At 46.1% G+C, this 24,161-nt stretch carries 23 protein-coding genes; 17 read left to right on the top strand and 6 right to left on the bottom strand.

What is annotated here, in order from left to right; translation table 11 throughout:
* Positions 1-11: 11 nt before the first annotated feature.
* The 6 genes from gatA to B5E64_RS08695 all read left to right on the top strand — a co-directional run bounded on the left by gatA (position 12) and on the right by B5E64_RS08695 (position 7,111).
* On the top strand, positions 12-1,496 hold the full coding sequence (gene gatA, locus B5E64_RS08720) for an Asp-tRNA(Asn)/Glu-tRNA(Gln) amidotransferase subunit GatA (protein WP_087168135.1): 1,485 nt from the start codon (positions 12-14) through the stop codon (positions 1,494-1,496).
* Between the two features lie 2 nt (positions 1,497-1,498).
* Positions 1,499-2,932 carry an Asp-tRNA(Asn)/Glu-tRNA(Gln) amidotransferase subunit GatB gene (gene gatB, locus B5E64_RS08715; protein ID WP_087168134.1) on the top strand — a complete coding sequence of 478 codons (1,434 nt, stop codon included), beginning with the start codon at positions 1,499-1,501 and terminating at the stop codon, positions 2,930-2,932.
* A gap of 106 nt (positions 2,933-3,038) precedes the next feature.
* Positions 3,039-4,328, top strand: a complete 1,290-nt coding sequence (locus tag B5E64_RS08710; protein ID WP_087168133.1) for a glutamine synthetase family protein — start codon at positions 3,039-3,041, stop codon at positions 4,326-4,328.
* A 21-nt stretch (positions 4,329-4,349) separates the two neighbouring features.
* Complete coding sequence (locus tag B5E64_RS08705; RefSeq protein WP_087168132.1) at positions 4,350-4,904, top strand: ANTAR domain-containing protein; 555 nt, start codon at positions 4,350-4,352, stop codon at positions 4,902-4,904.
* Positions 4,905-4,996: 92 nt separating this feature from the next.
* Positions 4,997-6,232, top strand: coding sequence for a 6-phosphofructokinase (locus B5E64_RS08700; RefSeq protein ID WP_087168131.1), 1,236 nt, complete (start codon positions 4,997-4,999; stop codon positions 6,230-6,232).
* An 18-nt stretch (positions 6,233-6,250) separates the two neighbouring features.
* Positions 6,251-7,111 (top strand): sugar nucleotide-binding protein, encoded by an 861-nt coding sequence (locus tag B5E64_RS08695; protein WP_087168130.1) that lies wholly within the window; start codon positions 6,251-6,253, stop codon positions 7,109-7,111.
* Between the two features lie 253 nt (positions 7,112-7,364).
* Here the strand turns inward: B5E64_RS08695 and B5E64_RS08690 are convergent, their stop codons facing one another.
* Complete coding sequence (locus B5E64_RS08690; protein ID WP_087168129.1) at positions 7,365-8,585, bottom strand: 6-phosphofructokinase; 1,221 nt, start codon at positions 8,583-8,585, stop codon at positions 7,365-7,367.
* Positions 8,586-8,751: 166 nt separating this feature from the next.
* On the opposite strand from B5E64_RS08690, the gene B5E64_RS08685 reads away from it, so the two are divergent.
* The 3 genes from B5E64_RS08685 (at position 8,752) to B5E64_RS08675 (ending at position 10,569) form a co-directional block, all read left to right on the top strand.
* On the top strand, positions 8,752-9,060 hold the full coding sequence (locus B5E64_RS08685) for a metalloregulator ArsR/SmtB family transcription factor (RefSeq protein ID WP_087168128.1): 309 nt from the start codon (positions 8,752-8,754) through the stop codon (positions 9,058-9,060).
* Between the two features lie 83 nt (positions 9,061-9,143).
* Positions 9,144-10,157, top strand: a complete 1,014-nt coding sequence (locus B5E64_RS08680) for a permease (protein ID WP_087168127.1) — start codon at positions 9,144-9,146, stop codon at positions 10,155-10,157.
* A 16-nt stretch (positions 10,158-10,173) separates the two neighbouring features.
* On the top strand, positions 10,174-10,569 hold the full coding sequence (locus B5E64_RS08675) for an arsenate reductase ArsC (RefSeq protein ID WP_087168126.1): 396 nt from the start codon (positions 10,174-10,176) through the stop codon (positions 10,567-10,569).
* Between the two features lie 80 nt (positions 10,570-10,649).
* Here the strand turns inward: B5E64_RS08675 and B5E64_RS08670 are convergent, their stop codons facing one another.
* Complete coding sequence (locus B5E64_RS08670; RefSeq protein WP_087168125.1) at positions 10,650-10,889, bottom strand: thioredoxin family protein; 240 nt, start codon at positions 10,887-10,889, stop codon at positions 10,650-10,652.
* Between the two features lie 13 nt (positions 10,890-10,902).
* Entirely contained in the window at positions 10,903-11,838 is a 936-nt protein-coding gene (locus tag B5E64_RS08665; RefSeq protein ID WP_087168124.1) for a GTP-binding protein, read from the bottom strand.
* A 243-nt stretch (positions 11,839-12,081) separates the two neighbouring features.
* Here B5E64_RS08665 and B5E64_RS08660 point away from each other — a divergent pair, with 243 nt between their 5' ends.
* From B5E64_RS08660 to B5E64_RS08645, 4 genes are all read left to right on the top strand, one after another.
* The gene (locus B5E64_RS08660; RefSeq protein ID WP_087168123.1) at positions 12,082-13,098 is read left to right on the top strand and encodes a glycosyltransferase family 2 protein; all 1,017 of its coding nucleotides are present in this window, start codon (positions 12,082-12,084) and stop codon (positions 13,096-13,098) included.
* Positions 13,099-13,165: 67 nt separating this feature from the next.
* Entirely contained in the window at positions 13,166-13,777 is a 612-nt protein-coding gene (rbr, locus tag B5E64_RS08655; protein ID WP_087168122.1) for a rubrerythrin, read from the top strand.
* A gap of 19 nt (positions 13,778-13,796) precedes the next feature.
* Positions 13,797-15,539: a S8 family peptidase gene (locus B5E64_RS08650; RefSeq protein WP_087168176.1), complete on the top strand. Its 1,743-nt coding sequence runs from the start codon at positions 13,797-13,799 to the stop codon at positions 15,537-15,539.
* A 183-nt stretch (positions 15,540-15,722) separates the two neighbouring features.
* The gene (locus B5E64_RS08645) at positions 15,723-16,760 is read left to right on the top strand and encodes a PTS sugar transporter subunit IIC (RefSeq protein WP_242960134.1); all 1,038 of its coding nucleotides are present in this window, start codon (positions 15,723-15,725) and stop codon (positions 16,758-16,760) included.
* A gap of 68 nt (positions 16,761-16,828) precedes the next feature.
* Here the strand turns inward: B5E64_RS08645 and B5E64_RS08640 are convergent, their stop codons facing one another.
* Both B5E64_RS08640 and B5E64_RS08635 read right to left on the bottom strand, forming a co-directional pair.
* Positions 16,829-17,680: a response regulator gene (locus B5E64_RS08640; protein ID WP_087168120.1), complete on the bottom strand. Its 852-nt coding sequence runs from the start codon at positions 17,678-17,680 to the stop codon at positions 16,829-16,831.
* Between the two features lie 2 nt (positions 17,681-17,682).
* Positions 17,683-18,954, bottom strand: coding sequence for a sensor histidine kinase (locus B5E64_RS08635; protein ID WP_087168119.1), 1,272 nt, complete (start codon positions 18,952-18,954; stop codon positions 17,683-17,685).
* A gap of 92 nt (positions 18,955-19,046) precedes the next feature.
* Here B5E64_RS08635 and B5E64_RS08630 point away from each other — a divergent pair, with 92 nt between their 5' ends.
* On the top strand, positions 19,047-19,295 hold the full coding sequence (locus tag B5E64_RS08630; RefSeq protein ID WP_087168118.1) for a hypothetical protein: 249 nt from the start codon (positions 19,047-19,049) through the stop codon (positions 19,293-19,295).
* Between the two features lie 70 nt (positions 19,296-19,365).
* Entirely contained in the window at positions 19,366-19,953 is a 588-nt protein-coding gene (locus B5E64_RS08625) for an adenylyltransferase/cytidyltransferase family protein (RefSeq protein ID WP_087168117.1), read from the top strand.
* Between the two features lie 90 nt (positions 19,954-20,043).
* Here the strand turns inward: B5E64_RS08625 and arcC are convergent, their stop codons facing one another.
* Positions 20,044-20,979 carry a carbamate kinase gene (arcC, locus tag B5E64_RS08620; protein ID WP_087168116.1) on the bottom strand — a complete coding sequence of 312 codons (936 nt, stop codon included), beginning with the start codon at positions 20,977-20,979 and terminating at the stop codon, positions 20,044-20,046.
* A gap of 280 nt (positions 20,980-21,259) precedes the next feature.
* Between arcC and nrdD the strand changes: the two genes are divergently transcribed.
* Both nrdD and nrdG read left to right on the top strand, forming a co-directional pair.
* Entirely contained in the window at positions 21,260-23,386 is a 2,127-nt protein-coding gene (gene nrdD, locus B5E64_RS08615; protein ID WP_087168115.1) for an anaerobic ribonucleoside-triphosphate reductase, read from the top strand.
* Between the two features lie 29 nt (positions 23,387-23,415).
* Entirely contained in the window at positions 23,416-24,009 is a 594-nt protein-coding gene (gene nrdG / locus B5E64_RS08610; protein WP_087168114.1) for an anaerobic ribonucleoside-triphosphate reductase activating protein, read from the top strand.
* Positions 24,010-24,161: the final 152 nt, after the last annotated feature.

Below are 24,161 nucleotides of genomic sequence, written 5' to 3'. Positions count from 1 at the left end.
GGAGGAATGGTATGGGAGAAGAATATCTGACATGGACGGCCGGGGAGCTTGCCCGAAAGATTCAAAAAGGGGAGATCCGCCCATCGGAGGCTGTGGAAGCTTCCCTGTTACAGATAGAAAGGATGGAACCGCAGATCGGAGCATTCCTGCAGATTGACCGGGAAGGAGCGCTTGCCCGGGCAGAGGAAGTGGAGCAGGGTATCCGATCCGGAAAATATCAGGGGCCATTTGCCGGAGTGCCGGCAGCGGTCAAGGATAATATCTGCACAAAAGGTATGGAAACAACGTGTGCATCCAGGATTTTAAGCGGTTTTTACCCACCCTATGATGCCTGTGCGGTAGAAAAACTCAAAGAGGCAGGCATCATTATTCTCGGGAAGACCAACATGGATGAGTTTGCCATGGGAAGCACGACGGAGACTTCTGCGCGGAAGGTGACAAAAAATCCGTGGAATACCGGACATGTGCCGGGCGGCTCTTCCGGGGGTTCCTGTGCGGCAGTGGCGGCGGATGAATGTTTTATTGCCCTGGGATCGGATACCGGAGGATCCATCCGCCAGCCAAGTTCCTTTTGTGGAGTGACGGGAATCAAACCGACCTACGGGACTGTTTCCCGGTACGGTCTGATCGCATATGCATCCTCGCTGGATCAGATCGGACCTATTGGAAAAGATGTGGCGGACTGTGCACGGATGCTTTCCCTTCTGGCCGGGCAGGACAGAAGAGACAGTACTTCTTTGAAGAGGGAGACTCTGGATTTTGAGGAGGATCTTGCGGGAGATATCCGCGGAATGAAGGTTGGGATTCCGAAAGAATATCTGGACGAAGGAATTGACCCGGAAGTGCGGGATGCTTTGAAGAAGACCATGGAGATCCTGAAAGAACGGGGAGCATCAGTGGAAGAGTTCTCCCTTGGCATGACAGAATATGTCATTCCTTCTTATTATATTATTGCCTCGGCAGAGGCAAGTTCCAATCTGGCCCGGTTCGACGGTGTCAAATATGGATACCGGAGTCCTCATGCGGACTCGCTCCATGAGATGTACAAAATGACCCGTTCGGAAGGATTCGGAACGGAAGTGAAACGGAGAATTTTTCTTGGCTCCTTTGTTTTAAGTTCGGGCTATTATGATGCATATTATCTGAAAGCACTGAAAGCCCGTGCCGTCATCAAGGAGGCATTTGACCGGGCATTTGCCGCTTACGATGTGCTGCTTGGCCCTGCAGCACCTCAGACTGCACCGAAAATCGGAGAAAGCCTTTCGGATCCGCTTCAGATGTATCTGGGAGATCTCTACACGGCGGCAGTCAATCTGGCAGGCCTCCCGGCCATATCCGTACCGTGTACGGTGTCAAAGGCGGGCCTTCCGATCGGAATTCAGCTGATTGGAGACTGCCTGCAGGAGAAGAAGATTATCCGTGCAGCAGCCGCTTTTGAAAAAGAGAGAGGCATATTTCCGAAGGCATATTCTGGAACAAAAAGGGGGAAAATCTGACGATGAGAAAACAGTATGAGACCATGATTGGTCTGGAAGTGCATATTGAACTTTCCACAAGGACAAAGATTTTCTGCGGCTGTCCGACCGCATTCGGCGGAGAGCCCAATACCCATACCTGTCCGGTGTGCACCGGAATGCCCGGTTCCCTTCCGGTTCTGAACAGGAAGGTCGTGGAGTACGCATTGAAGGCGGGACTTGCCATGAACTGTAAAATCCATACTTTCTGCAAATTTGACCGGAAAAACTATTTTTATCCGGACAATCCTGAGAATTACCAGATTTCCCAGCTGTATCTTCCAATCTGCTATGACGGATATGTGTCGGTTGATACGGCACAGGGAGAAAAAAGAATCCGGATTCATGAGATGCACATGGAAGAAGATGCCGGAAAACTGGTCCACGATCCATGGACGGACAGCTCCCTTGTAGACTATAACCGAAGCGGCGTGCCGCTGATTGAGATTGTATCGGAACCGGATATGCGAAATGCACGGGAGGTCATTGCCTATCTGGAACAGCTTCGGATCATGGCTCAGTATCTGGGAATTTCAGACTGCCGGCTGGAAGAAGGCTCCATGCGTGCGGATGTTAACCTGTCCGTTCGGGAAGCGGGGACAGAAAGCTACGGCACCAGGACAGAGATGAAGAACCTGAACTCCTTTAAGGCCATTGCGAGAGCAATTGAAGGGGAGACCATACGGCAGATTGAACTTCTGGAAGAAGGAAAAGAAGTGATTCAGGAGACAAGGCGGTGGGATGACAATAAGGAATGTTCCTTCCCGATGCGCTCCAAAGAGGACGCTAAAGATTACCGGTATTTCCCTGATCCGGATCTTCCTCCGGTCGTGATTGACGATGCATGGATCGGACGGCTTAAAAAGGAACAGCCGGAACTGCGGGAAGAAAAGAAAAAACGGTTTATCCGGGAGTTTTCTCTTTCGGAATACGATGCCCGGATTCTGACAGAGTCCAGAAATATGGCAGATCTGTTTGAAGAAACGGCAAAAATCTGTTCGCAGCCAAAGAAGGCTGCAAACTGGATGACTCAGGACGCCATGAGGCTTCTGAAAGAAGCAGGAAAAAGTCCAGAGGAGATGAAGTTTTCTCCAGGCCACCTGGCAGCGTTGATCCTGGTAGAAGAAGAGCAGAAGATCACTCATAAAGGGGCAAAGGAAGTTTTTGAACAGATTTTTGACCACGACGAAGAGCCGCTTGCCTACATTGAGGCACATCATCTGTCCACTGTGGCAGACACAAACGTGCTGGAGCAGATCATCGAGGAAGTGATCCGCGAGCATCCGGATTCTGTGGCACAGTACCGGGAAGGAAAAGAAAAGGTATTCGGATTTTTTGTCGGGCAGGTCATGAAAAAGATGAAGGGAAACGCGGATCCGGCAGTTACGCGGGAACTTCTGCGTGAGAAACTCAGATAGAGAATTCAGGGAAAATATCTGTCATAGTTCTTGCCCTGAAGTCCTGATGCGGAATATAATAAGAACATCAGGGAATTGAGGCAGTCGAAAGATGGAGGAAATCAATATGGCGAAATATGAAACTTGGGAAATTCTTCAGATGATCGAAGAAGAAGATGTAAAATTCATACGTCTGCAGTTTGTGGACATTTTCGGGACCATCCGGAATATTGCTGTGACGGCGGGCCAGATGGAGAAAGCGCTTGCGGGGAAATGTATGGTGGACGGATACAGCATTGCCGGGATGAAAGAGCTTGGATATGACAGAGTTTATCTGAAACCGGACATTGATACATTTACGATCCTGCCGTGGAGGCCGCAGCAGGGAAAGGTGGCAAGATTCCTCTGTGATCTGATGGATCAGGAAGGGAATGATATTGCGGAGAGTCCAAGATATATTCTCAGACGTGTACTGAAAAAGGCAAAGCAGCAGGGGTACAGTTTTGATCTGGACCCGGAGTGTGAATTTTTCCTTTTCGAGACGGATGAAGAAGGGAACCCTACAACACGGACGAGAGAGAAGGCGGGCTATCTGGATGTGGCGCCTCTTGATCAGGGAGAAAATGCGAGACGAGACATGATTCTGACGCTGGAAGAGATGGGGTTTGAGATCGAGTCATCCCATCACGAAGACGCTCCGGCGCAGCATGAGGTGGATTTTAAGCAGGCACAGGGCGTGAAGGTGGCGGATCAGATTGTGACGTTCCGCTCCACAGTACGTACAATTGCACAGAGACACGGCCTGCATGCGACCTTTATGCCAAAACCGCGGACAGATCTTCCGGGCTCCGCATTGTCATTAAATATTTCCGGATTCCGGGACGGAAAAAACATGTTTGCGGATCCTCAGGCGGAGAACGGATTGAGTCAGGAAGCCTACTCTTTTATTGCCGGACTTCTGTCACATATGAATGGAATGGCTGCAATCGCCAATCCGATTGTCAATTCATATAAGAGATTGAAACCGGGATTTCATGCCCCGACCGAGTTGTTCTGGTCCCTCAATGATTACCGTGCCCCGATCCGGGTAGTGAAAGGGAAAGAAGGAGACACGCACATTGAGTGGACGCTGCCGGACGGAGCGGCAAATCCGTATCTTCTGATTGCGATGGTTGTCGCGTCCGGCCTGAACGGGATTCAGGAAAAGATGATTCCACTGAAAGCGGATGAAAAGGCAGGGGCTCTTCCGGGTACCTTGAAGGAATCTTTGACCGCGCTGGAAAAAGATGAATTTTTAAGAAATGTCTGCGGAGAGAGCTACGTCAGAACCTATTTAAAGGAAAAGACAAAAGAATGGGAACTCTACACACAGGAAGTCACTGACTGGGAGCTGAAAGAGTATTTACACAGATTTTAACAGACAGCAGGGGGAAAGAAAATGGGAAGTATTATCATCGCACTTCCGCGGCAGGAAACCGCGAGAAAAATCAAAGAAATACTTCTGCGCCATGGTTTCGGAGATACCATTGTCGTATCAACGGCGGCAGCGGCGCTTCAGGAAATCGGGCGTCTTTCCCACGGAATTGTGATCAGCGGGACGAAGCTTCCGGATATGGATTATACCGATTTGCTGGACTGCCTGCCACGGTATTTTGATCTGCTTCTGCTGGATACGACACAGAATGTCAGTCACAGAAGGCAGCCGGGGCTGGTGGCCGTGACCATGCCGGTGAAAGCATATGAATTTATCGATACGGTCAACATGATGCTCCAGAATCTGGACCGCCAGGTAGTAAAGCGGAAAGATAAGAAGCCAAAACGGACGGAAAAGGAGGAAAACTATATCCGGAATGCCAAGTACGTCCTGATGGAACGGAACCATATGACGGAGGAGGAAGCATTCCGCTACATTCAGAAAAGCAGTATGGATACCGGAAGAAATATGGTAGAGACAGCGCAGATGATACTGACACTGATCTATAATGAGATTTAAAAATGACGAAAAAACGGAAAAAACATAGACAATTATATACAAATGTACTAAAATAAACGTATTGGCATTATGACAAATACGGAGGTAGTAATATGAAAGGAAATGTAATTGTTGGACAGTCAGGAGGCCCGACAGCGGCGATCAATTCAAGTCTGGCTGGTGTTTACCGTACGGCAAAGGACAGAGGGGCAAACAAAGTGTATGGAATGCTTCATGGAATTCAGGGGCTGATGGAGGAGAAATACATTGACCTGTCAGAACATATCACAAACGATCTTGATGCGGAGCTTTTAAAGAGAACTCCGGCTGCATATCTGGGATCCTGCCGGTACAAACTTCCGGAAATTCATGAAAACAGAGAAGTATATGAAAAGATCTTTGAAATTCTGGACAAGCTGGATATTGAAGCATTTATCTATATCGGAGGAAATGACTCCATGGATACGATCAAAAAGCTTTCCGACTACGCGATTGTGATGGGATATCCGACAAGATTTATCGGATGCCCGAAAACAATTGACAATGACCTTGCTCTGACGGATCACACACCGGGATACGGAAGCGCGGCAAAATATATTGGAACATCTGTAAAAGAGATTATCCGTGACAGCTTCTGTCTGGAGTACAGCAAGGGACTTGTCACGATCGTTGAGATCATGGGAAGAAATGCCGGATGGCTTACCGGAGCGGCGGCTCTTGCGAAAGGAGAGGACTGTTCGGGACCGGATCTGATTTATCTTCCGGAGCTGACATTTGATCTTGACAATTTCATGGAAAGAATCAAAGATCTGCTGAAAAAGAAAACTTCTGTTGTTGTAGCGGTTTCCGAAGGAATCCATCTGGAAGATGGAAGATATGTCTGTGAACTTGGAGCAAATGTAGATTTTGTAGATGCGTTTGGACATAAGCAGCTCACTGGAACAGCAGCTTATCTTGCACAGTATGTAGCAAATGAGATCGGATGCAAGACCCGCGCCATCGAATTGAGTACGCTGCAGAGATCCGCGTCTCACTGCGCGTCCAGAGTAGATATTCTGGAAGCGTCTCAGGTAGGCGGTGCTGCAGTAAAGGCGGCGGATGAGGGAGATAACGGAAAGATGGTTGTGCTCAAGAGAATTTCCGATGATCCGTATCAGTGCAGCACAGAAGTAAAAGATGTGCACAAGATTGCAAATGACGAAAAACTTGTGCCGAGAGAATGGGTCAATGAAGACGGTACTTATGTAACAGATGAGTTTGTTGCATATGTTAAACCGCTGATTCAGGGAGATGTATCTCCGGTTATGGTGGATGGTATTCCAAGACATCTGTACAAACCACATCATTAATATTTGAAGAAGGGATCAATGGTGAAGATCGGTGTAACAGGAGCGGACGGATTTCTCGGAAGCAGAATTCTCCGCTTCTATCAGGATAAATTTGATATGACGGGATACCGTCATACGGACATGGACTTTACGGATCCGGAAGAGGCAGAGGCGGTCCTGAAAAAGGACCGCCCTGATATTTTGATCCATACAGCAGCGGTCTCTGATGTGGGCGCATGTGAACAGGATCCGGAACGGTCGGAAAAAGTCAATGTGGACGGAGTCAGAATTCTGGCAAAGATCTGCCGGGAGATCGGGGCGCGGCTGATTTTCTGCAGCTCCGATCAGGTTTATGTGGGAAATGGAGAAAGAGAGCCCCACAGAGAAGAAGAGAGGATCGCTCCACCGACTGTGTACGGCAGGCAGAAGATCCGGGCGGAAGAGCTTGCGCTTAAAGCCCAGCCGGACACGGTGGCACTGCGCTTAAGCTGGATGTTTGCTGTCGACTTCCGGGAGGGACAAGAGCATGGGAATCTGATTTCGACGGTCTGCAAGGCCAGGGAATCAGGAGACCGGATCAGGTATCCGGTCTATGATCTCCGGAGTATCACGGATGTATGGGAAGTAGTTGAAAATCTGGAAATCATGTTTCAGGCACCGGCAGGAATCTACAACTTCGGAAGTGAAAACGACAGGAGTACGTATGAAGTGGTGAAAGAGTTTCTGGAAAGTGCCGGAGCGGGATCAGAAAATCTGGAAAAGAATGAGGAAGCCTTCCGGGATCATCCGAGAAATCTGCGGATGAATATCGAAAAAGTGAAAAAACTGGGAGTCCGGTTCCTAACGACAGAAGAAGCATTGAAAAAGGCAGGAACGCGGTGGAAACACGATCCTGCATAAAAAGAAAATCCCCCGTAAAAGGGAGGATGCCGGGTGATCATCGGCTGATCCCCGGCATTTATTATGAAAAAGTTTATTCAAAAAGTATTTACTTGACAGCGTCTTTATCAGTTCTGTTTTGTTTTCTTTTTGATGATTTTAGTATACCTGTTATTCGTGAAAAAAAAGTGTTCTACAAATCAACATTTAAAAAACAAAAAATGAACAAAATATGAACGTAAAGACGGATGTTGTGCAGATTGTACACTTTCTCTTATTTTCTATAGATGAAATGTGGCAGGCCGTCTTTCTGAGGCACTTCCACCTGCCCCTGAATCAGCGGACGGACATAGTTCAGGAACGATTCTGTAACATCGGATCCATCTGCAGTGATCCAGTCGGAAGGAACAACTTTCTCTTCATTGCAGATCTGATTGACATCAGCAGTCCCTGGAACCATCTCGTAGGAATCCCCGGCCTGTCTTTCAAAGGTGATCATAACGCCGGTTTTCCCATCCATGGCACAGTCAACTCCATAAGAACCTGCACAGACGGCTTCTTCCAGATCAGTGCCGGACAGGCAGGAAGAAGAGCAGCGCTGGGAGACATTGAGCTCCACAGAGCGTACTTTAATACCAAGTGTATCTTTTACAAGGTTTTCCAGATATTTTCCGGAACCTGTCAACATTTTGTGACCAAAGGTATCGGTGCCGACTTCGCTTGCGTATTCACAGATAAAGGTGCCTTCGGCATCGTGAATTCCTTCGGAAATACAAACGACAAGGTTCGTAGTCTTCTTCAGGGCATCCTGTACCTGGGAAAGGAAACGGTCTTTGTCAAATGCAGTTTCCGGCAGGTAAATCAGTACCGGATTGTCTCCTTCAAACTTTCTTGCAAGAGCAGAAGCGGCAGTCAGCCATCCCGCATGTCGTCCCATAATCTCTACGATCGTAACGGAAGGCTTGTTGTCATATACTGATGCATCGACAGCGATTTCACGGACTGTGGATGCCACATATTTTGCGGCGCTTCCAAAGCCTGGTGTATGGTCTGTCATGACGAGATCATTGTCGATGGTTTTCGGAATACCGATAAAGCGGATGCTGCTTTCATTTTTGGCTGCATAGCGGGAGAGCTTGCTGACCGTATCCATGGAATCATTTCCGCCGATATAGAAGACGGACTGAATCTCATATTCCGCAAATTTTGCAAACAGCTGCGGATAAACCGGATCGGAGAGATCTTCCGGAAGCTTGTAACGGCAGGAGCCAAGATAGGCACCCGGTGTTGTCTTCAAAAGAGGAAGCGTGCCGTTTTCTTCCAGAGTACGCATATCCATCATGTTTCCATTTAAAAATCCCTCAATTCCGTTGACCATTCCGTAAATATTGTCAATCTGCGGTGTCTCCAACCCTCTCTTAACGACGCCGTAGAGACTTCCGTTGATAACAGCGGTCGGCCCTCCGGACTGTCCTACCAGTATGTTATGTTTCATATTTCATATCCTCCAGTTTTTTCTCATTTTGTAATTTAGTATAACGAAAAAGGGAGGAATACTCAATAGATGAGGCGTCAAAAATCCAGACGAAAAACTTATTGACATTTTTCAGAACGGTGTATATAATAACACATAGATAAATATCTATATAAGGAGGGAGAAGATGGATGATAAGAAGATCGCACTAATCTTTAAAGCATTCTGCGACGAAAACCGCATTAAAATTATAAAAATGTTGCGTTCGGGCGAGAAATGTGCCTGCAAGCTGCTGGAAGAAATCAATGTTACGCAGCCAACACTTTCACATCATATGAAAATACTCTGCGATGCTGAAATTGTTGTTGGACGCAAAGAAGGAAAGTGGACCCACTACTCCATTTCAGAGAAAGGTGTGGAACAGGCGAAAGAATGTTTACAGCGTTTGACTACGCTTGAAAGCGAATGTGAAGAGAAGTCGTGTTGTGAAAAGTAAGAGAATCAATGCTTTTCCGCACGGCTTATATTTGAGAGGACAAATAGACATATTTCAATATGACTATATAAAAGGAGATTTCTATGGAGACATTAAAAGGAGCGTGGGACTTTTTTCAAAATGAAGTCCTCGGTATGAACTGGTTGAATCGACTTATTGAAACAATTTTGAACGCTTGTGGCTTAGATACCACAAGTAAAATCGGGGCCAGTGTTCAATTTTTTATTTACGATACTATAAAAATAATGGTACTGCTTGGCATGTTAATTTTGATTATTTCGTATATTCAAAGTTATTTTCCACCGGAAAGAACAAAAAAGATACTCGGCAGATTTCATGGGATATGGGCCAATATCATTGCTGCCCTGCTCGGAACAGTAACACCGTTCTGTTCCTGTTCCTCTATTCCTCTGTTTATCGGATTTACAAGCGCAGGTTTGCCACTTGGCGTTACATTTTCCTTTTTGATTTCTTCGCCTATGGTTGACCTTGGAAGCCTTGTTTTGTTGATGAGTATTTTCGGTTGGAAAGTCGCTGTTTTTTATGTTATTTTCGGATTGGTGATTGCTGTTGTCGGTGGTACGTTAATCGAAAAGCTCAATCTTGAAAATCAAGTAGAAGAATATATCCGAAACGGTCATTCTATTGATGTTCCGCAAGTAGAATTACATTTTAAAGACCGAATGAACTATGCTTGGGACCAGGTTGTTTCAACAGCGAAAAAGGTTGCTCCTTATGTTTTGATAGGTGTAGGTATTGGTGCTGTTATTCACAACTGGATTCCAGAAGAATTTATTGTCAAGGCACTTGGTGATAACAATCCGTTTGGTGTAATTCTTGCTACGATAGTCGGTATTCCGATGTATGCGGACATTTTCGGTACAATCCCGATTGCAGAGGCGTTGCTGGCAAAGGGAGCTTTGCTTGGCGTCGTCCTTTCCTTTATGATGGCCGTAACGACGCTTTCGCTTCCATCAATGATTATGCTTCGCAAAGCGGTTAAACCGAAACTGCTTGGTATTTTCATTGGAATATGTACGGTTGGCATTATTATCGTGGGTTACTTTTTCAATGCAATACAGTATTTAATTATATAATTTAGGAGGTTCGATCATGGCATTAGAGAATTTTGGCAAGAAAAAAATCGCTTTTATCTGTGTTCACAATTCCTGCCGCAGTCAGATTGCGGAAGCGCTCGGGAAACATTTGGCAGGAGACCGTTTTGAATTTTATTCAGCGGGAACGGAAACAAAACCGCAGATTAATCAGGATGCGGTAAGGATTATGAAGCAGCTATACGGAATCGATATGGAAGAAACACAGTACAGTAAGACGGTTGATAAAATTCCTGCACCTGATATTGCAATATCAATGGGGTGCGATGTCGGCTGCCCTTATATCGGGCGGGACTTCGATGAAGACTGGGGGCTTGCTGATCCAACAGGAAAGGACGATGCATGTTTCATACAGGTAATCGAAGAAATTGCAAGAAGAATAAAAGAGCTGTAAGTAATAAATCCTATTAAGCAGATCATGCCTGGCCGGAACTGCTTAATAGGATTTTTAGTTTTGGAAGAAAGTAATCTCCTTTATTTATATGATTTGATAAGAGTAATGATTTCAGATGTTTTAGCGACTCTGCCTGACACGACTAATTTTCCGTCGATCATAAGAGAAGGAGCTGACATAACGCCGAGTTTTACGATATCAATAAGATCCTCCACTTTTTCTACTTCAGCTTCACATCCGGTTTCCTGCACGGCTTTCTGTACATTCTCATAAAGCCGGCTGCATTTTTCACATCCCACGCCTATTACTTTGATATTCATGATAATCTCCAATCTAGTTTTTTAACGTCATTTCCGTTCCAACACATTCCTGCCATGATGAAAAGATTTTTTTGATGATTGCAGGTCCGATTTTTGAAATAAATACAAGCTGTGATTTTTCAAATTCCTCAGAAGGTTTATAATCAATCAGTGCTTCCACGACATCAATCTGTGTCCAGCCTTCTTTTTCAAGTCTGCAAAATCCTTTTACCCGGTATGCATCAGGGGTCAGACTTTGCAAAAAACGATCCAGCTTACTTTTTTCAACGGTACCATTATATTCCAGGAAGATTGACTTTGGCTTGTTTTCCACGGAGTTGGTTGTCTCTTCGGACTCCGCCCACTGATAAATCGTCAGATCTTTCCGGAGAAAGGAATAGTCCATTTGGCCATTCGCGCTGATCAGAATTTCGCATACAGGATTGATGTCTCTGATCTGTTGTGTGACCTTTTGAATCTGTTCTTCATCTGCAAGATCGGTTTTTGTAATAATTGCAAGGTGACAGTGCTTTAACTGCCGGTATGTAGTCTCTTCGTCTTTTACCTGTTCAAGAAAATTTACCGCATCCACGAAACATAACACACCTTTGAAATCATATTCTTTGTCAGAAACGACCCTGGCTGCTTCGAGAATTTCGTTTACATTGGAAGGATCACCCCAGCCGGAGCTTTCCACGAACAGATATTCAAAATCCTGTTTCGACATTTCGGCAAGAGCATTTACAAAGTTCAGCTTCAGACAGGAGCAGAAAATCGAGCCCCGGTTAATTTCGACCATCTGAATATCATCATTTCTGAGAATGGTTCCGTCAATTCCCAGCTTTCCAAATTCATTTTGAATCACACCTATTTTGTGCCCCTTTAACTGTTTCAGCAGTTCCAGAAGTACAGTTGTTTTGCCGGAACCTAAAAAACCGGTCAAAACATATAGTTTTGTGTTTACAGACATGTTAACAACTCCTTTGACAATTTTTATATTTTGGATCATGTATATTTATCTACCCGTTTTTTTTGATGAATATACATTGAAGAATATCTATATATCGTAGTATATAAAACACATAGAAAAATGTCAATATGTATTGCCGGATATTAAGAGAATGTTTTTTTATAGAGATTTTCCTTGGAAAATCGTTCAAAAACGATTATACTGTAAGCAGTAACTGCAAAAAAGCAGGAACGGGGGAAGAACATGAAGTATATAACATTTGCAATACCATGCTATAACTCACAGGACTACATGGAGCGCGCGATAGAGTCTGTCCTCAAGGGAGGAAAGGACATCGAGGTCATCATTGTCAATGACGGATCCAAAGACGGAACCGAGGAGATCGCGAGACGGTACGAGCGGGAATACCCGGATATCGTACGAGTGGTCAGTCAGGAGAACGGCGGACATGGAGAAGCGGTCAACAGCGGTCTTCTGCATGCCCAGGGAAAGTATTTTAAGGTAGTGGACAGCGATGACTGGCTGGATGAAGAAGCGCTTCTGAAGATCATGGAGACGTTGCGGAGATTCGAGGAGAACGGCGAAGAAGTGGACATGCTGATTTCCAATTATGTATATGAGAAAGTCGGAGCCTCCCACAAGAAAGTGATTCATTACAGGAACTGCCTTCCTCAGGATCAGGTGTTCGGATGGAGTGATCTCGGGCATTTCCGAATAGATCAGTATATTCTGATGCATTCGGTTATTTACAGGACAGAACTTTTGAAGCTTTGTCAGCTGCATCTTCCGAAGCATACGTTTTATGTGGACAATATTTATGTCTATTATCCGCTGCCGCATGTCAGAACGATTTACTATCTGGATGTGAATCTGTATCGCTATTATATCGGGCGGGATGATCAGTCTGTCAATGAGAAAAACATGATCAAGAGGATTGATCAGCAGTTGTATGTCAACCAGACCATGATTGATATGTACCAGATGAAGATGATCTCGAATAAAAAGCTTCGGAGCTATATGATCAAATATCTGGCGATCATGATGACTGTTTCGTCCATTATCTGTATCCGGTCCAAGAAAGAGGAAAATCTGAAAAAGAAAAAGGAACTGTGGACCTATCTGAAAAGGAAAGATTATAAAACCTATTTCAAAATTCGATATGGAATTTTAGGACAGACCATGAATCTTCCGGGAAGATCAGGAAGAAAGATCTCGTCCATGGGATACTCTGTGATGAGAAGAATCATCGGATTTAATTAAATACGAATAAAAAGACGGCCATGGTGCATACTACTCTTTAAAAGAATGGAAAGGAGCAGTAAGTAACATGGCTGTTGAATTTTCACAGAGCAGAACAAAAGAAAATCTGATGAAAGCATTTGCCGGAGAAAGCCAGGCGAGAAACCGGTATACAATTGCGGCAGAGGAAGCGTGCCGGAAAGGTTTTTTCGCGCTCAAGGAGATCTTTCTTTTTACGGCGGATCAGGAGAGAGCGCATGCGGCCCGGTTTTATGAGCTTCTGAAGACGGAAGCGGGAGAGAACATCCGGATCGAAGGAGGATATCCGGTGGATCAGTCGGAAAGTCTGGTTGAACTTTTGATGATGGCAGCGCATAATGAGCAGGAGGAACATCAGGAGGTGTATCCGGCCTTTGCAAAGACAGCGGAGGAGGAAGGCTTCCCGGAAGCAGCATATGCATTCTCACAGATTGCGGAAGTGGAAAAAATTCACGGGGAGCGTTTCGTCAAGATTGCAGAAATGTTAAAGCAGGAGACTTATTATGAGTCTTCGGGACAGGGAGAATGGATGTGTCTGAACTGCGGCCATATTTTTAAAGGAGAAAAAGTCCCTCCGGTCTGTCCGGTGTGCAGACATGAACGGGGATATTTTATTCCGGCATGCATGGCTCCGTATCTTGGATTTTCAGCATGCAGGTAATACGAGGAAAGGGGAAAGAATGACCAGCCAGAAAATAGAAAATCTTTTAAATCTTGCACTGGACGCGACCGGGACAGAACGGCTTCGATCTGTAAATCTTCAGGTGGGATATAATGAAATGACAAACACGTGGGACGTCATTATTCTGTATTCTGGTACGCTGGAACGTGTGTCGGAGACTGCGGAGTCGGTGACGCCGCTTTTGAAAAATTTTGCTATTGTGCGGATACGGGAGGAAAATATTGAGAAGCTTGCTTCGCTGGAAGAAGTAATCTATATTGAAAAACCAAAAAGACTTTTCTTTGAAGTGGCAGACGGAAGAAGGGTGTCCTGCATCGATGCGGTGCAGACACCCCGTTTTCGTCTGACAGGAAAAGGGGTTTTGATCGGAGTGATTGATTCCGGGATCGAATATGCAAATGCAGACTTCAGACAGGAAGATGGCGCGACGAGAATCCGTTTCCTCTGGGATCAGACCGTGGAAGGGACACCGCCGGAAGGGTACCGGATCGGTTCGGAATTCTCGGCAGAGCAGATCAATGAGGCTCTGCAGCAGCCGAACAGGACGATGCGTCTGCAGAAGGTGCCAAGTGTTGATAGCTCCGGTCACGGGACTGCCGTTGCCGGTGTGGCCGCAGGAAATGGAAGAAACAGCGGCGGACGTTACCGGGGAACGGCTCCCGACGCGGAATTAATCATTGTCAAACTGGGGAATCCGGGAGGTGTGGGATTTCCGCGGACAGCGGAGCTGATGCAGGCAGTAGACTATATTGTACAAAAGGCGGAAATGCTTCAAATGCCGGTATCGGTCAACATCAGCTTTGGGAATACATATGGCGCTCATAACGGAACATCACTGCCGGAGCGTTTTCTGGATGCGGCTGCGCAGATCGGCAGGACTTTAATCAGTGTGGGAACAGGAAATGAAGGGGCAGAGGCCGGACATACATCCGGATTTGTAAGAGAAGGAGAAGAAACAAGTGTACCGCTTGGAGTACAGGAACGTCAGGGAGCATTCAGTCTTCAGATCTGGACGGATTACACGGATGTGATCGGCGTGACGATTAAGACGCCGTCAGGAGAACGAGTCGGTCCGATTCGGGAAGTGATGGGTACCCAGCGTTTTCTGACCGGAAAAACGGAGATTCTGCTGTATTACGGGGAGCCGAGCCCCTACAGCGGTCTGAACGAGATTTTTCTGGAATTCCTGCCGGTGGATGATTATGTAAACAGTGGAGAATGGAATATTATTCTCGTGCCGGAGCAGATTGTCACAGGGCGGTTTGAAATGTGGCTTCCTGCCAGCTACACGCTGAATGAAGGGACGGCCTTTTTTTACCCGACCGAAGAGCTTACGCTCACGATCCCTTCGACAGCATCCAGAGTACTGACAGTGGCAGCATATGATGCGGACACCATGTCCTACGCTGATTTTTCAGGACGGGGCCGAAAAAATCAGAATAATCAGAAACCGGATCTTGCCGCGCCGGGAGTCAATGTTGTTTCTGTACAGGGAGAGGAAGGGTATGCATCTTTTACCGGAACATCCTTTGCGGCTCCGTTTGCATCAGGCGGAGCCGCGCTTTTGATGGAGTGGGGAATTACAGAAAAAAATGATCTGTTTTTATATGGGGAGAAGGCAAAGGCGTTTCTGAGAAGAGGAGCCAGAGAACTTCCGGGATATGATTCGTGGCCGAATAATCAGCTTGGATATGGAGCCTTATGTATCAGGGACAGCATCCCGGAAACAAGAGTTTCGTGATTATAGACAGTTTTTTAACAAATATTTTGTATATAGTAGACAAAAAACTCCTTGATAAGAAAAAAAATATTATCCATTTTGATACCTGCTGTAGGATTTTGAAACTTATAGGTTATATTTATGACAGATAAAAAAAGAGGAAAAACATCTATAAGACGGCATGTAAAGGAGGAAAACATTATGATGACAATCTTATCAGGAGTTGGGATGCTTTTGCTTACACTGGCAATCTTCTCTCTCTTCAGCATGAAAATGCCGAAAGGGTCTTTGGCCATGAGCGGTATGGCAAATGCAGCAGTAGCAACGTTCCTTGTGGAGGCCATTCATAAGTACATTTCAGGGGATCTCTTTGGTATCTCCTTTTTCAAATCAGTTGGGGAAAATGCAGGCGGATTCGGCGGTGTGGCAGCAGCGATTGCGGTACCGCTCAGCATGGGGAGCAATCCGGTACTGGCAATTGCAGCCGGTGTCGTTCTGGGACAGTTCGGTATCCTTCCGGGATTTATTGCGGGCTATGTAGTAGGGCTGCTTTCTCAGTTGATTGAAAAATATCTTCCGGAAGGTGTCGATGTCATAGCAGGAGCACTGATCGTAGCACCGATCTCCCTGCTCGTAGCTACAGCGGCAGACCCGCTTGTTAATATGACGCTTGCAAGAATCGGTGGTACTATTACGGCGGCGGCAGAGCAGTCTCCGCTTGTTATGGGATTCCTCCTTGGAGGAATCATGAAGATGATCTGTACATCACCGCTCAGTTCCATGGCACTGACAGCCATGATCGGACTGGACGGACTTGCGATGGGTATCGCGGCAATCGCATGTGTGGGCGGATCATTCACAAACGGTATTGTATTCAAACGTCTGAAGCTTGGTGATAAGAGTAATATCATTGCGGTTATGATGGAACCTCTGACGCAGGCACCGATCATTACGGCAAATCCGATTCCGATTTATTGTTCCAACTTCTTCGGAGGAGGACTTGCAGGTGTATCCGCAGCAGTATTCCATATTATCAATAACGCGCCGGGTACCGCATCCCCGATTCCGGGACTTCTGGCACCGTTCGCGTTTAATGATCCGGTCAAAGTCGTGCTGGCAGTAATCTTCGCAGCGGTTGGCGGATCTTTGGCAGGATATGTAGGAAGCCAGGTTTTCAAGAAGAGTTATGAGAAAAAAGCAGAAGCAAGGCAGAATCTGACTATCGAACCGGCAGCAGAATAAAGCAGATAAAAAGGATCCCTGGGGCATTTTGAGCCCGGGATCCTTTTTGATTGATCATCGATACACGGTTACACGTTCTCGCAGTAACAAAGCAGTGCATTGAGAAAGTTGCGGATTTTTACATTGCCGTGCCGGTCGGATTTTCCACGGATATAATCCATTTCACGTCTGACCTGTTCAAAATTATAAAGCGTGTTGGAAAACTCGTTAAACACATCGTTCGAATAATCTTCCAGACCCAGATGGGCAAGATTGACCAGTCCGGTTGAGGCGGCCCGGCGGATTCGCTGCTCTACAGATTTCGGATTTTCGCTGAAACGCGAGAGAAGACTGCCAAGAGTCTGCTGCTCGAGAGTCTCATCCTGATCGTGCAGAAAGGTGATCAATGAAATGATATCCTTGCTGCCCAGCTCGCCGATGATGCCCAGTTTCTGAAGAACACCGGTAAGTCTGCCCTGAAAACTTTCAGACTGTGAAGAGGAGTCTGACGTTTTTCCCCGGGTGGAAAATTCCGCCTCAAAGAGAGTCTGAACCTTTCCGATTTTGCGGTGCATGGAAAGGCTTTTGATGACATTACGGATTACAGCCTCGACCTCGATGGCGTTGATTGGTTTCTGGATGAAAAATTCCACGCCTGCCTCATAGGCTTTGGCTATGAGATCCTTGGAAGCGACCTGGGAAATCATGATGCAGACAGAATCAGGAGAGATATCTCTTACTTTTTCCACAAAACTGATTCCGTCCATATCCGGCATGAGAAGGTCGACAAGGATGATGTCAGGATGAAGGGCTTCCACATCTTCCAGAGCGTCGTAGCCGTTGCCGGATGAACCGCAGCATTTGCCGAGCTGTCTGTCAGTCACAAGAATTTTCAGTATGTTTCGTACATTCTTATCATCATCTACAAAATAAAAGTTCATTTTTAACCCTCCAGTGTTTCTTTTGGCAGACGGATGGAAAAACAGGTATTCCCCGGACAGGAGTCTGCATGGATGCGTCCGCCAAGATTTTCTTCCACAATCCCTTTTACGATATTGAGGCCCAGTCCGCGGCTGATTTCCCCGGTCTCATAGTTGATTTTTGTGGAAAACCCCGCGTCAAAGATCTGTGAGAGCGCATCCGGGGGGATTCCCTGTCCATGATCTGTGACCGTACAGAGAATTTCGTCTGTTGTTTCTTCTAGTGTAACCTGAATAAAAACCTGATCATTTTTCGAAGCTTCTACCGCATTTGTAAAAAGATTCCGAAAAACAGAAAGCAATTCGTACACATGTCCGGTGCGGAATGAGGAGCGCCCTTTCACTTCAAAAGAAAGCGTCTTGTGAGCGGCTGAGGCAATCTGCTCAACCGGGCTGCGCAGAAGGGAAAACAGTTCACCGAATTCCAGGCGGAGAGGGCCATCTTCTGTCTGCAGCGCATCGGAAAGTCCACGCAGGATCAGATAGTATTCTTTCTTGATTTCATGAATATCATTCGCGATAATCAGGGCATCTTTGGCTGCATCCTTTGTACTTGAATCCGAACGAAGACGCTCAAAGAGCTGATATGCAGAATGCATGGTCGACTCTACCAGGGAGGTGTTTTTCTCCATCCAGATGACTTCCTCCTGAAGGCGGGCTGTCAACAGAGAAAGATTCCGGTAGTAGTCCTGCTGCTCCTTTTTCAGAAGTACCAAATGGTATCTGCGGAACACCGTCATGAAAATCAGAATCAAAGCAGTCCGGAACATAGCGGTCATCAAGATTCCGGATTGCGAAGAAAGGGAAAATGCATTAATATTAAGACGTAGCATCAGTTCCCCGAAATTTGCCGCATAGTCACAGAAAAGCAAAGCGGCGGTGTCCATCAGGACCGAGGATTTTCGGATTTTCACGATATAGACAGTCAGAAGGACACCATAAAAAAGATAAAAAAACAGTTCCGGGACTGCCAAAGAAAAGGAAATATTGAAAGATGATTCCCTGAAGCTGCCCAGAAAAGCCCGTGAAAACATTACAAGGACGCCTGAAAGAGCAGACACCGGGAGAACCGGAAAATCCGGGGCAAGCATGGCAAAGGATGCCAGAAAGACGATTCCCAGTGAAACGCTGAATTCAGGAGAAAAAATATTGATGTAAAACTGTGCTGCCGCCACCGTGATCAGGCTGTAAAACAAGGTGTGCAGAAAAAGATCAAAATATTTCGGAGATTTCATTGATGCTTTTCCTCCGTTTCGTTATTCTGTCATAATTGACAGGATCAATGATTGGCATGAAAATATTCTATCATAAAAAGGGAGAAAAGAACATGGTAAAACGGGAAGATTTGTATGGAATCGCATATTATAAAAAAGCTGTGTATTACGGAAGTACCAAACCGGATCTTCGATTCCGGATCGCCTGGAACAAAAAGGACGATACACTGGAGGCGGCGGTATGGAAGGAGCCGTACTGTTATGATGTGACGCCGGAAGAAGAGATCGAAAGAAAAGTGTTTTCCGCAGATGACGAAGGACTGTGTCAGATTACAGACTGGATCAACGAAAAAGCAAACTAAAGGCTTTACTTTTCGGAAAGCTGTGATATAGTAAAAAAGATGTGAAATGAGCGTAAAGGAAGTTTGAAAGATGGCAGAGAAAACAGGAGTAATCCACGGCAGGTTTCAATGCCTGCATCTGAAACATATGGAGTATCTGCTTGCGGCAAAAAAGCAGTGCGACAGACTGATTATCGGAATATCCAATCCGGATGCAGGTTTTATCAGAACCAATATTCATGATACAAACCGTTCCAGACCGGAGAATAATCCGTTTACGTATTTTGAACGGTACGAAATGATTCGTGAGGCAATGCTGGAGTTTCACGTTCCGCGGGAAGAGTTTGAGATTGTTCCGTTCCCGATCAATACGCCGGAGCTGATTTTCCAGTATGCGCCGAAAGATGCAGTGTACTATATGAGTATCTGCGACGGATGGGGCGAGGACAAGTACCGGACACTGACCGGACTGGGACTTCAGGTGGAAGTTCTATGGAACCGCCCGCTTGAAGAAAAAGGAACGACCGGAACGGAAGTGAGGCATCTTATTATTGAAGGAAAGCCATGGGCCCATCTGGTTCCAAAGAGTGTGTACCGGTATATTACGGAACATCATCTGGATGAACGGATCATCCGCCTGGCCAGGGAAGCGGAAGAAAAACAGAATAAAACGAAATAGTACAAGCCGGACGGGCAATGCAGAGAATGCATTCCTTCCGGCTTGTTGCAGTTTACGGACAAAACTGTCCGTGATTACGTGATGAATTTTCTAATCCTGACAGATCACGGTTCCGGTGCGGCCTTTCAGAGCATCGCGGAGAGATTCCTGGCAGGTGATAAAGGCACGGCGTCCTTCTCCCTTCTCGATGAAAGAGACAGAAGCACGGAATTTCGGAAGCATATTGTAGACGCCGAAATGTCCCTCTTCCATATACTGTTTTGCCTGGGAAACCGTAATTTCTCCAAGCTGTTCTTCCTGGTCAGTTCCCCGGTTGATAAATACCTTTTCCACGCTCGTCAGAATGATCAGAGCATCGGCACCGAGTTCTTCCGCAAGCTTTCCGGCAGTCAGGTCCTTCTCAATTACGGCACTTGCACCTTTCAGATGATGATCCTGTTCCAGAACCGGAATACCACCGCCGCCGCAGGCAATAACTACCTGATCTGCGTCGGAGAGAGTGCGGATCGCATCCATCTCTACAATCTTTACCGGATTCGGGGCAGATACGACACGGCGGAAACCTTTTCCGGGCTCCTCCACAACGTAATTGCCTTTTTTACGCTCAATGGCGGCATCTTCCGCGGACATGTAACGTCCGAGTACCTTGGTAGGAGTATAGAACGCCTCATCGTACGGGTCTACCGTTACCTGGGTCAGTACTGTGCTGACCGTGCGGTAGATTCCACGTGTCAGAAGCTCCTCGCGGATGGCATTTTGAAGGTCAAAACCGATATATCCCTGTGTCATTGCAGAGCAGACTGACATCGGGGCCGGTGTATAGTCCGGATGATTCTTGCCGAATTCGTTCATGGCAGTGTGGATCATGCCAAGCTGAGGGGCATTGCTGTGTGTGATGACAACCTGATAGCCGTCCTGTACAAGATCCGCGACGGACTTTGCCGTTTGCTTGACCGCAACCTGCTGCTCCGGCAGAGTCGTTCCCAGTGCCCGGTGTCCCAATGCTACAACCACTTTCTTTTTCATACGCATTACCTCTATTTCTCTATGATGTTTCGTGTCTGTGATACAGAAATTATATAATTTTTCCATGGAAATTGCAACCTTCAAAGGGGCCGCAGACCTTGATTTTACAGGGAAAAAGAAATAGTTAGAAAATTGTATGAAATACCATATATAGTGGAATAATAGAAAAATCACAAGATATGGTAGAAAAAACGGATGCACTCTGCTATAATGTGGATTGTTGCTGAAAAGATGAAAAAGGCGGCTTTGAGAAATTTACTGATACAGCGAGGTATAAGATATGAAAGTGATAAAAAGAGACGGACGGGAAGCTGAGTACGACAGAAACAAAATCGTCCATGCAATACAGAAAGCGAATAATGAGGTGGAGAAAGAGGACCGGATTTCCGAAGAAAAAATTTACGACATTGTTGCGTCCATCGAAAACAGAAAGCTGGAGAGTATGGCTGTGGAGGATATCCAGGATATCATTGAGCAGAAGCTGATGGAAGAGGAAAAATATCATCTGGCCAAGAAATATATCATTTACCGCTACACAAGAGCGATGGTGAGAAAGTCCAATACAACGGACGATTCCATCCTTCGGCTGATCCGCGGAGAGAATTCTGAATTAAAGACAGAGAATTCAAACAAGAATTCCACGCTGGCATCCACCCAGAGAGATTATATTGCAGGGGAAGTGTCCAAGGACCTGACAAAGAGGGTGCTTCTTCCGGAGAAAATTGTAAAGGCTCATGAGGACGGTGTGATCCATTTCCATGATATGGATTACTTCCTTCAGCCGATTTTCAACTGTTGTCTGGTCAATATCGGCGATATGCTGGACAATGGCACAGTTATGAACGGCAAACTGATTGAGTCTCCAAAAAGCTTCCATGTCGCATGTACTGTTATGACGCAGATTATCGCGTCTGTTGCGAGCAGCCAGTATGGCGGACAGTCTGTCGATATCCGTCATCTTGGAAAATATCTGCACAGAAGCTATGAAAAATATATGAGAAAATACAGAGAAAAATATACAGGCATCATTTCCGAAGAGATGATGGAACAGCTGGCCAACGACAGACTTCAGGATGAGCTGAGATCCGGTGTACAGACGATACAGTATCAGATCAACACCCTGATGACAACAAACGGACAGTCTCCGTTCGTGACCTTGTTCCTGAACCCGGATAAGTCTCATCCGTACGCAAAGGAAAATGCCATGATTATTCAGGAGATTCTGCGCCAGAGAATCGAGGGAATCAAAAATGAATCCGGCGTCTATGTGACACCTGCATTCCCAAAGCTTGTCTATGTTCTGAATGAAGATAACAATTTAAGCGGCGGCGAGTATGATGATCTGACAAGGCTGGCAGTGAAATGCTCAGCCAAGAGAATGTATCCGGACTATATTTCCGCAAAGAAGATGAAAGAAAACTACGAAGGAAATGTATTCTCACCGATGGGATGCCGCTCCTTCCTCTCACCGTGGAAAGATGAGAACGGAAATTACAAATGGGAAGGACGCTTCAATCAGGGCGTTGTCAGCCTTAACCTTCCTCAGATTGGAATTCTGGCCGAAGGAGACCAGGAGAAGTTCTGGCAGATTCTCGATGAAAGGCTTTCCCTTTGCTTTGAGGCTCTGATGTGCCGTCATAAAGCGCTGGAAGGAACAAGTTCCGATGTCAGCCCGGTACACTGGCAGTACGGAGCGATCGCCCGTCTGGAAAAAGGCGAAAAGATCGACAAATATCTGCATGGAGGATACTCTACATTAAGCCTTGGATATATCGGACTTTATGAAGTGACCAAACTGGTGACAGGAGAAAGCCAGACGACAGAAGAAGGACAGAAGTTTGCTCTAAAGGTGATGAAGAGGCTCCGTAACGCGACCGATACATGGAAAGAGACAACAGGACTTGGATTCGGACTTTACGGAACACCGGCAGAGAGTCTGTGCTACCGTTTTGCCGAGATTGACAAGAAAAAATTCGGAAGCATCACAGATGTGACCGACAAAGGATACTATACGAACTCTTATCATGTGGATGTACGTGAAAAGATCGATGCGTTCGACAAATTTACATTTGAAAGCCAGTTCCAGACAATCAGCACCGGAGGATGTATTTCTTATGTAGAGATTCCGAACCTGAATAATAATCTGGAAGCGGTGGCGGAAGTTGTGAAGTTTATCTATGACAACATCCAGTATGCAGAGTTTAATACGAAGTCTGACTACTGTCAGGAATGCGGATACGATGGAGAAATCATGATCAATGATGATTATGAGTGGGAATGTCCGGTCTGCCACAATAAAGATCAGTCAAAGATGAATGTCACAAGAAGGACCTGCGGATATCTGGGAGAAAATTTCTGGAATCCGGGAAAGACAAAAGAGATTAAAAGCAGGGTAATGCATCTGTAAGAATCAGGCGGTAAAGGAGTATTTGCGGTATGTATTATGCAGATATAAAAAAATGGGATGTGGCAAACGGACCCGGTGTAAGAGTATCCCTTTTTGTCAGCGGATGCACGCACCGGTGTAAAGGCTGCTTTAATGAGGAGGCGTGGGATTTCCATTATGGAAATCCCTTTACCGGAGAAACAGAAGACGAAATTTTGAAAGAGCTGGAAAAAAGTTATTATCACGGATTTACCCTTCTTGGAGGGGAACCTTTTGAGCACGAAAATCAGAAGGTTCTGGCACCGTTTTTAAAACGGGTCAGAGAAAAGTTCCCGGGGATCTCCATCTGGTGCTATTCCGGGTATGTCTTTGACAAAGAGATTCTTGCGGACATGCTCCCGAAATGGGAAGAGACAAAAGAAATGCTCCGGTATATTGATGTCCTTGTGGATGGAAGATTTGTGGAGGAGTTAAAACAGGTCAATCTTTTGTTCCGGGGTTCCGCAAACCAGCGCCTGATCGATGTGAAGAAGTCTATGGAGAAAGGCAGCGTGGTTCTCTGGGAACAGCCGGAATATGTTCATGTGGAAGTGAAGGAAAATCCGAATGCTGTAGGAATTCCGCCGGAAGTCAGCGGGAAATAACAGAAGATAAAATACAAAGAAAACAGGGGATGTCATCCGGACGGTTCACGGAGAACCGGGGAGCATCCCCTGTAGTGCGTAGGAAACAAATCCTATCAGGATGCGTATTTCAAAAGAGAGTATTTTTACCGGACTGAACAATTTGAAGGTAC

It is taken from the genome of Drancourtella sp. An12, assembly GCF_002160935.1.
Taxonomy (GTDB): Bacteria; Bacillota; Clostridia; order Lachnospirales; family Lachnospiraceae; genus Sellimonas; species Sellimonas catena.
Note: the sequence above shows the minus strand (reverse complement) of the source record. Positions and strands in the feature narration are given on the sequence as shown.

Excerpts from the sequence above, each read along its gene's own strand:
- B5E64_RS08700 (WP_087168131.1), top strand. The coding sequence starts at position 4,997 with ATGAAAGGAAATGTAATTGTTGGACAGTCAGGAGGCCCGACAGCGGCG.
- B5E64_RS08640 (WP_087168120.1), bottom strand. The coding sequence starts at position 17,680 with ATGAACTTTTATTTTGTAGATGATGATAAGAATGTACGAAACATACTG.
- B5E64_RS08705 (WP_087168132.1), top strand. The coding sequence starts at position 4,350 with ATGGGAAGTATTATCATCGCACTTCCGCGGCAGGAAACCGCGAGAAAA.
- B5E64_RS08625 (WP_087168117.1), top strand. The coding sequence starts at position 19,366 with ATGGCAGAGAAAACAGGAGTAATCCACGGCAGGTTTCAATGCCTGCAT.
- B5E64_RS08675 (WP_087168126.1), top strand. The coding sequence starts at position 10,174 with ATGGCATTAGAGAATTTTGGCAAGAAAAAAATCGCTTTTATCTGTGTT.
- B5E64_RS08660 (WP_087168123.1), top strand. The coding sequence starts at position 12,082 with ATGAAGTATATAACATTTGCAATACCATGCTATAACTCACAGGACTAC.
- B5E64_RS08645 (WP_242960134.1), top strand. The coding sequence starts at position 15,723 with ATGACAATCTTATCAGGAGTTGGGATGCTTTTGCTTACACTGGCAATC.
- gatA (WP_087168135.1), top strand. The coding sequence starts at position 12 with ATGGGAGAAGAATATCTGACATGGACGGCCGGGGAGCTTGCCCGAAAG.
- arcC (WP_087168116.1), bottom strand. The coding sequence starts at position 20,979 with ATGAAAAAGAAAGTGGTTGTAGCATTGGGACACCGGGCACTGGGAACG.
- B5E64_RS08695 (WP_087168130.1), top strand. The coding sequence starts at position 6,251 with ATGGTGAAGATCGGTGTAACAGGAGCGGACGGATTTCTCGGAAGCAGA.
- B5E64_RS08635 (WP_087168119.1), bottom strand. The coding sequence starts at position 18,954 with ATGAAATCTCCGAAATATTTTGATCTTTTTCTGCACACCTTGTTTTAC.
- B5E64_RS08670 (WP_087168125.1), bottom strand. The coding sequence starts at position 10,889 with ATGAATATCAAAGTAATAGGCGTGGGATGTGAAAAATGCAGCCGGCTT.
- B5E64_RS08690 (WP_087168129.1), bottom strand. The coding sequence starts at position 8,585 with ATGAAACATAACATACTGGTAGGACAGTCCGGAGGGCCGACCGCTGTT.
- B5E64_RS08630 (WP_087168118.1), top strand. The coding sequence starts at position 19,047 with ATGGTAAAACGGGAAGATTTGTATGGAATCGCATATTATAAAAAAGCT.
- B5E64_RS08680 (WP_087168127.1), top strand. The coding sequence starts at position 9,144 with ATGGAGACATTAAAAGGAGCGTGGGACTTTTTTCAAAATGAAGTCCTC.
- nrdG (WP_087168114.1), top strand. The coding sequence starts at position 23,416 with ATGTATTATGCAGATATAAAAAAATGGGATGTGGCAAACGGACCCGGT.
- nrdD (WP_087168115.1), top strand. The coding sequence starts at position 21,260 with ATGAAAGTGATAAAAAGAGACGGACGGGAAGCTGAGTACGACAGAAAC.
- rbr (WP_087168122.1), top strand. The coding sequence starts at position 13,166 with ATGGCTGTTGAATTTTCACAGAGCAGAACAAAAGAAAATCTGATGAAA.
- B5E64_RS08665 (WP_087168124.1), bottom strand. The coding sequence starts at position 11,838 with ATGTCTGTAAACACAAAACTATATGTTTTGACCGGTTTTTTAGGTTCC.
- B5E64_RS08650 (WP_087168176.1), top strand. The coding sequence starts at position 13,797 with ATGACCAGCCAGAAAATAGAAAATCTTTTAAATCTTGCACTGGACGCG.
- gatB (WP_087168134.1), top strand. The coding sequence starts at position 1,499 with ATGAGAAAACAGTATGAGACCATGATTGGTCTGGAAGTGCATATTGAA.
- B5E64_RS08685 (WP_087168128.1), top strand. The coding sequence starts at position 8,752 with ATGGATGATAAGAAGATCGCACTAATCTTTAAAGCATTCTGCGACGAA.
- B5E64_RS08710 (WP_087168133.1), top strand. The coding sequence starts at position 3,039 with ATGGCGAAATATGAAACTTGGGAAATTCTTCAGATGATCGAAGAAGAA.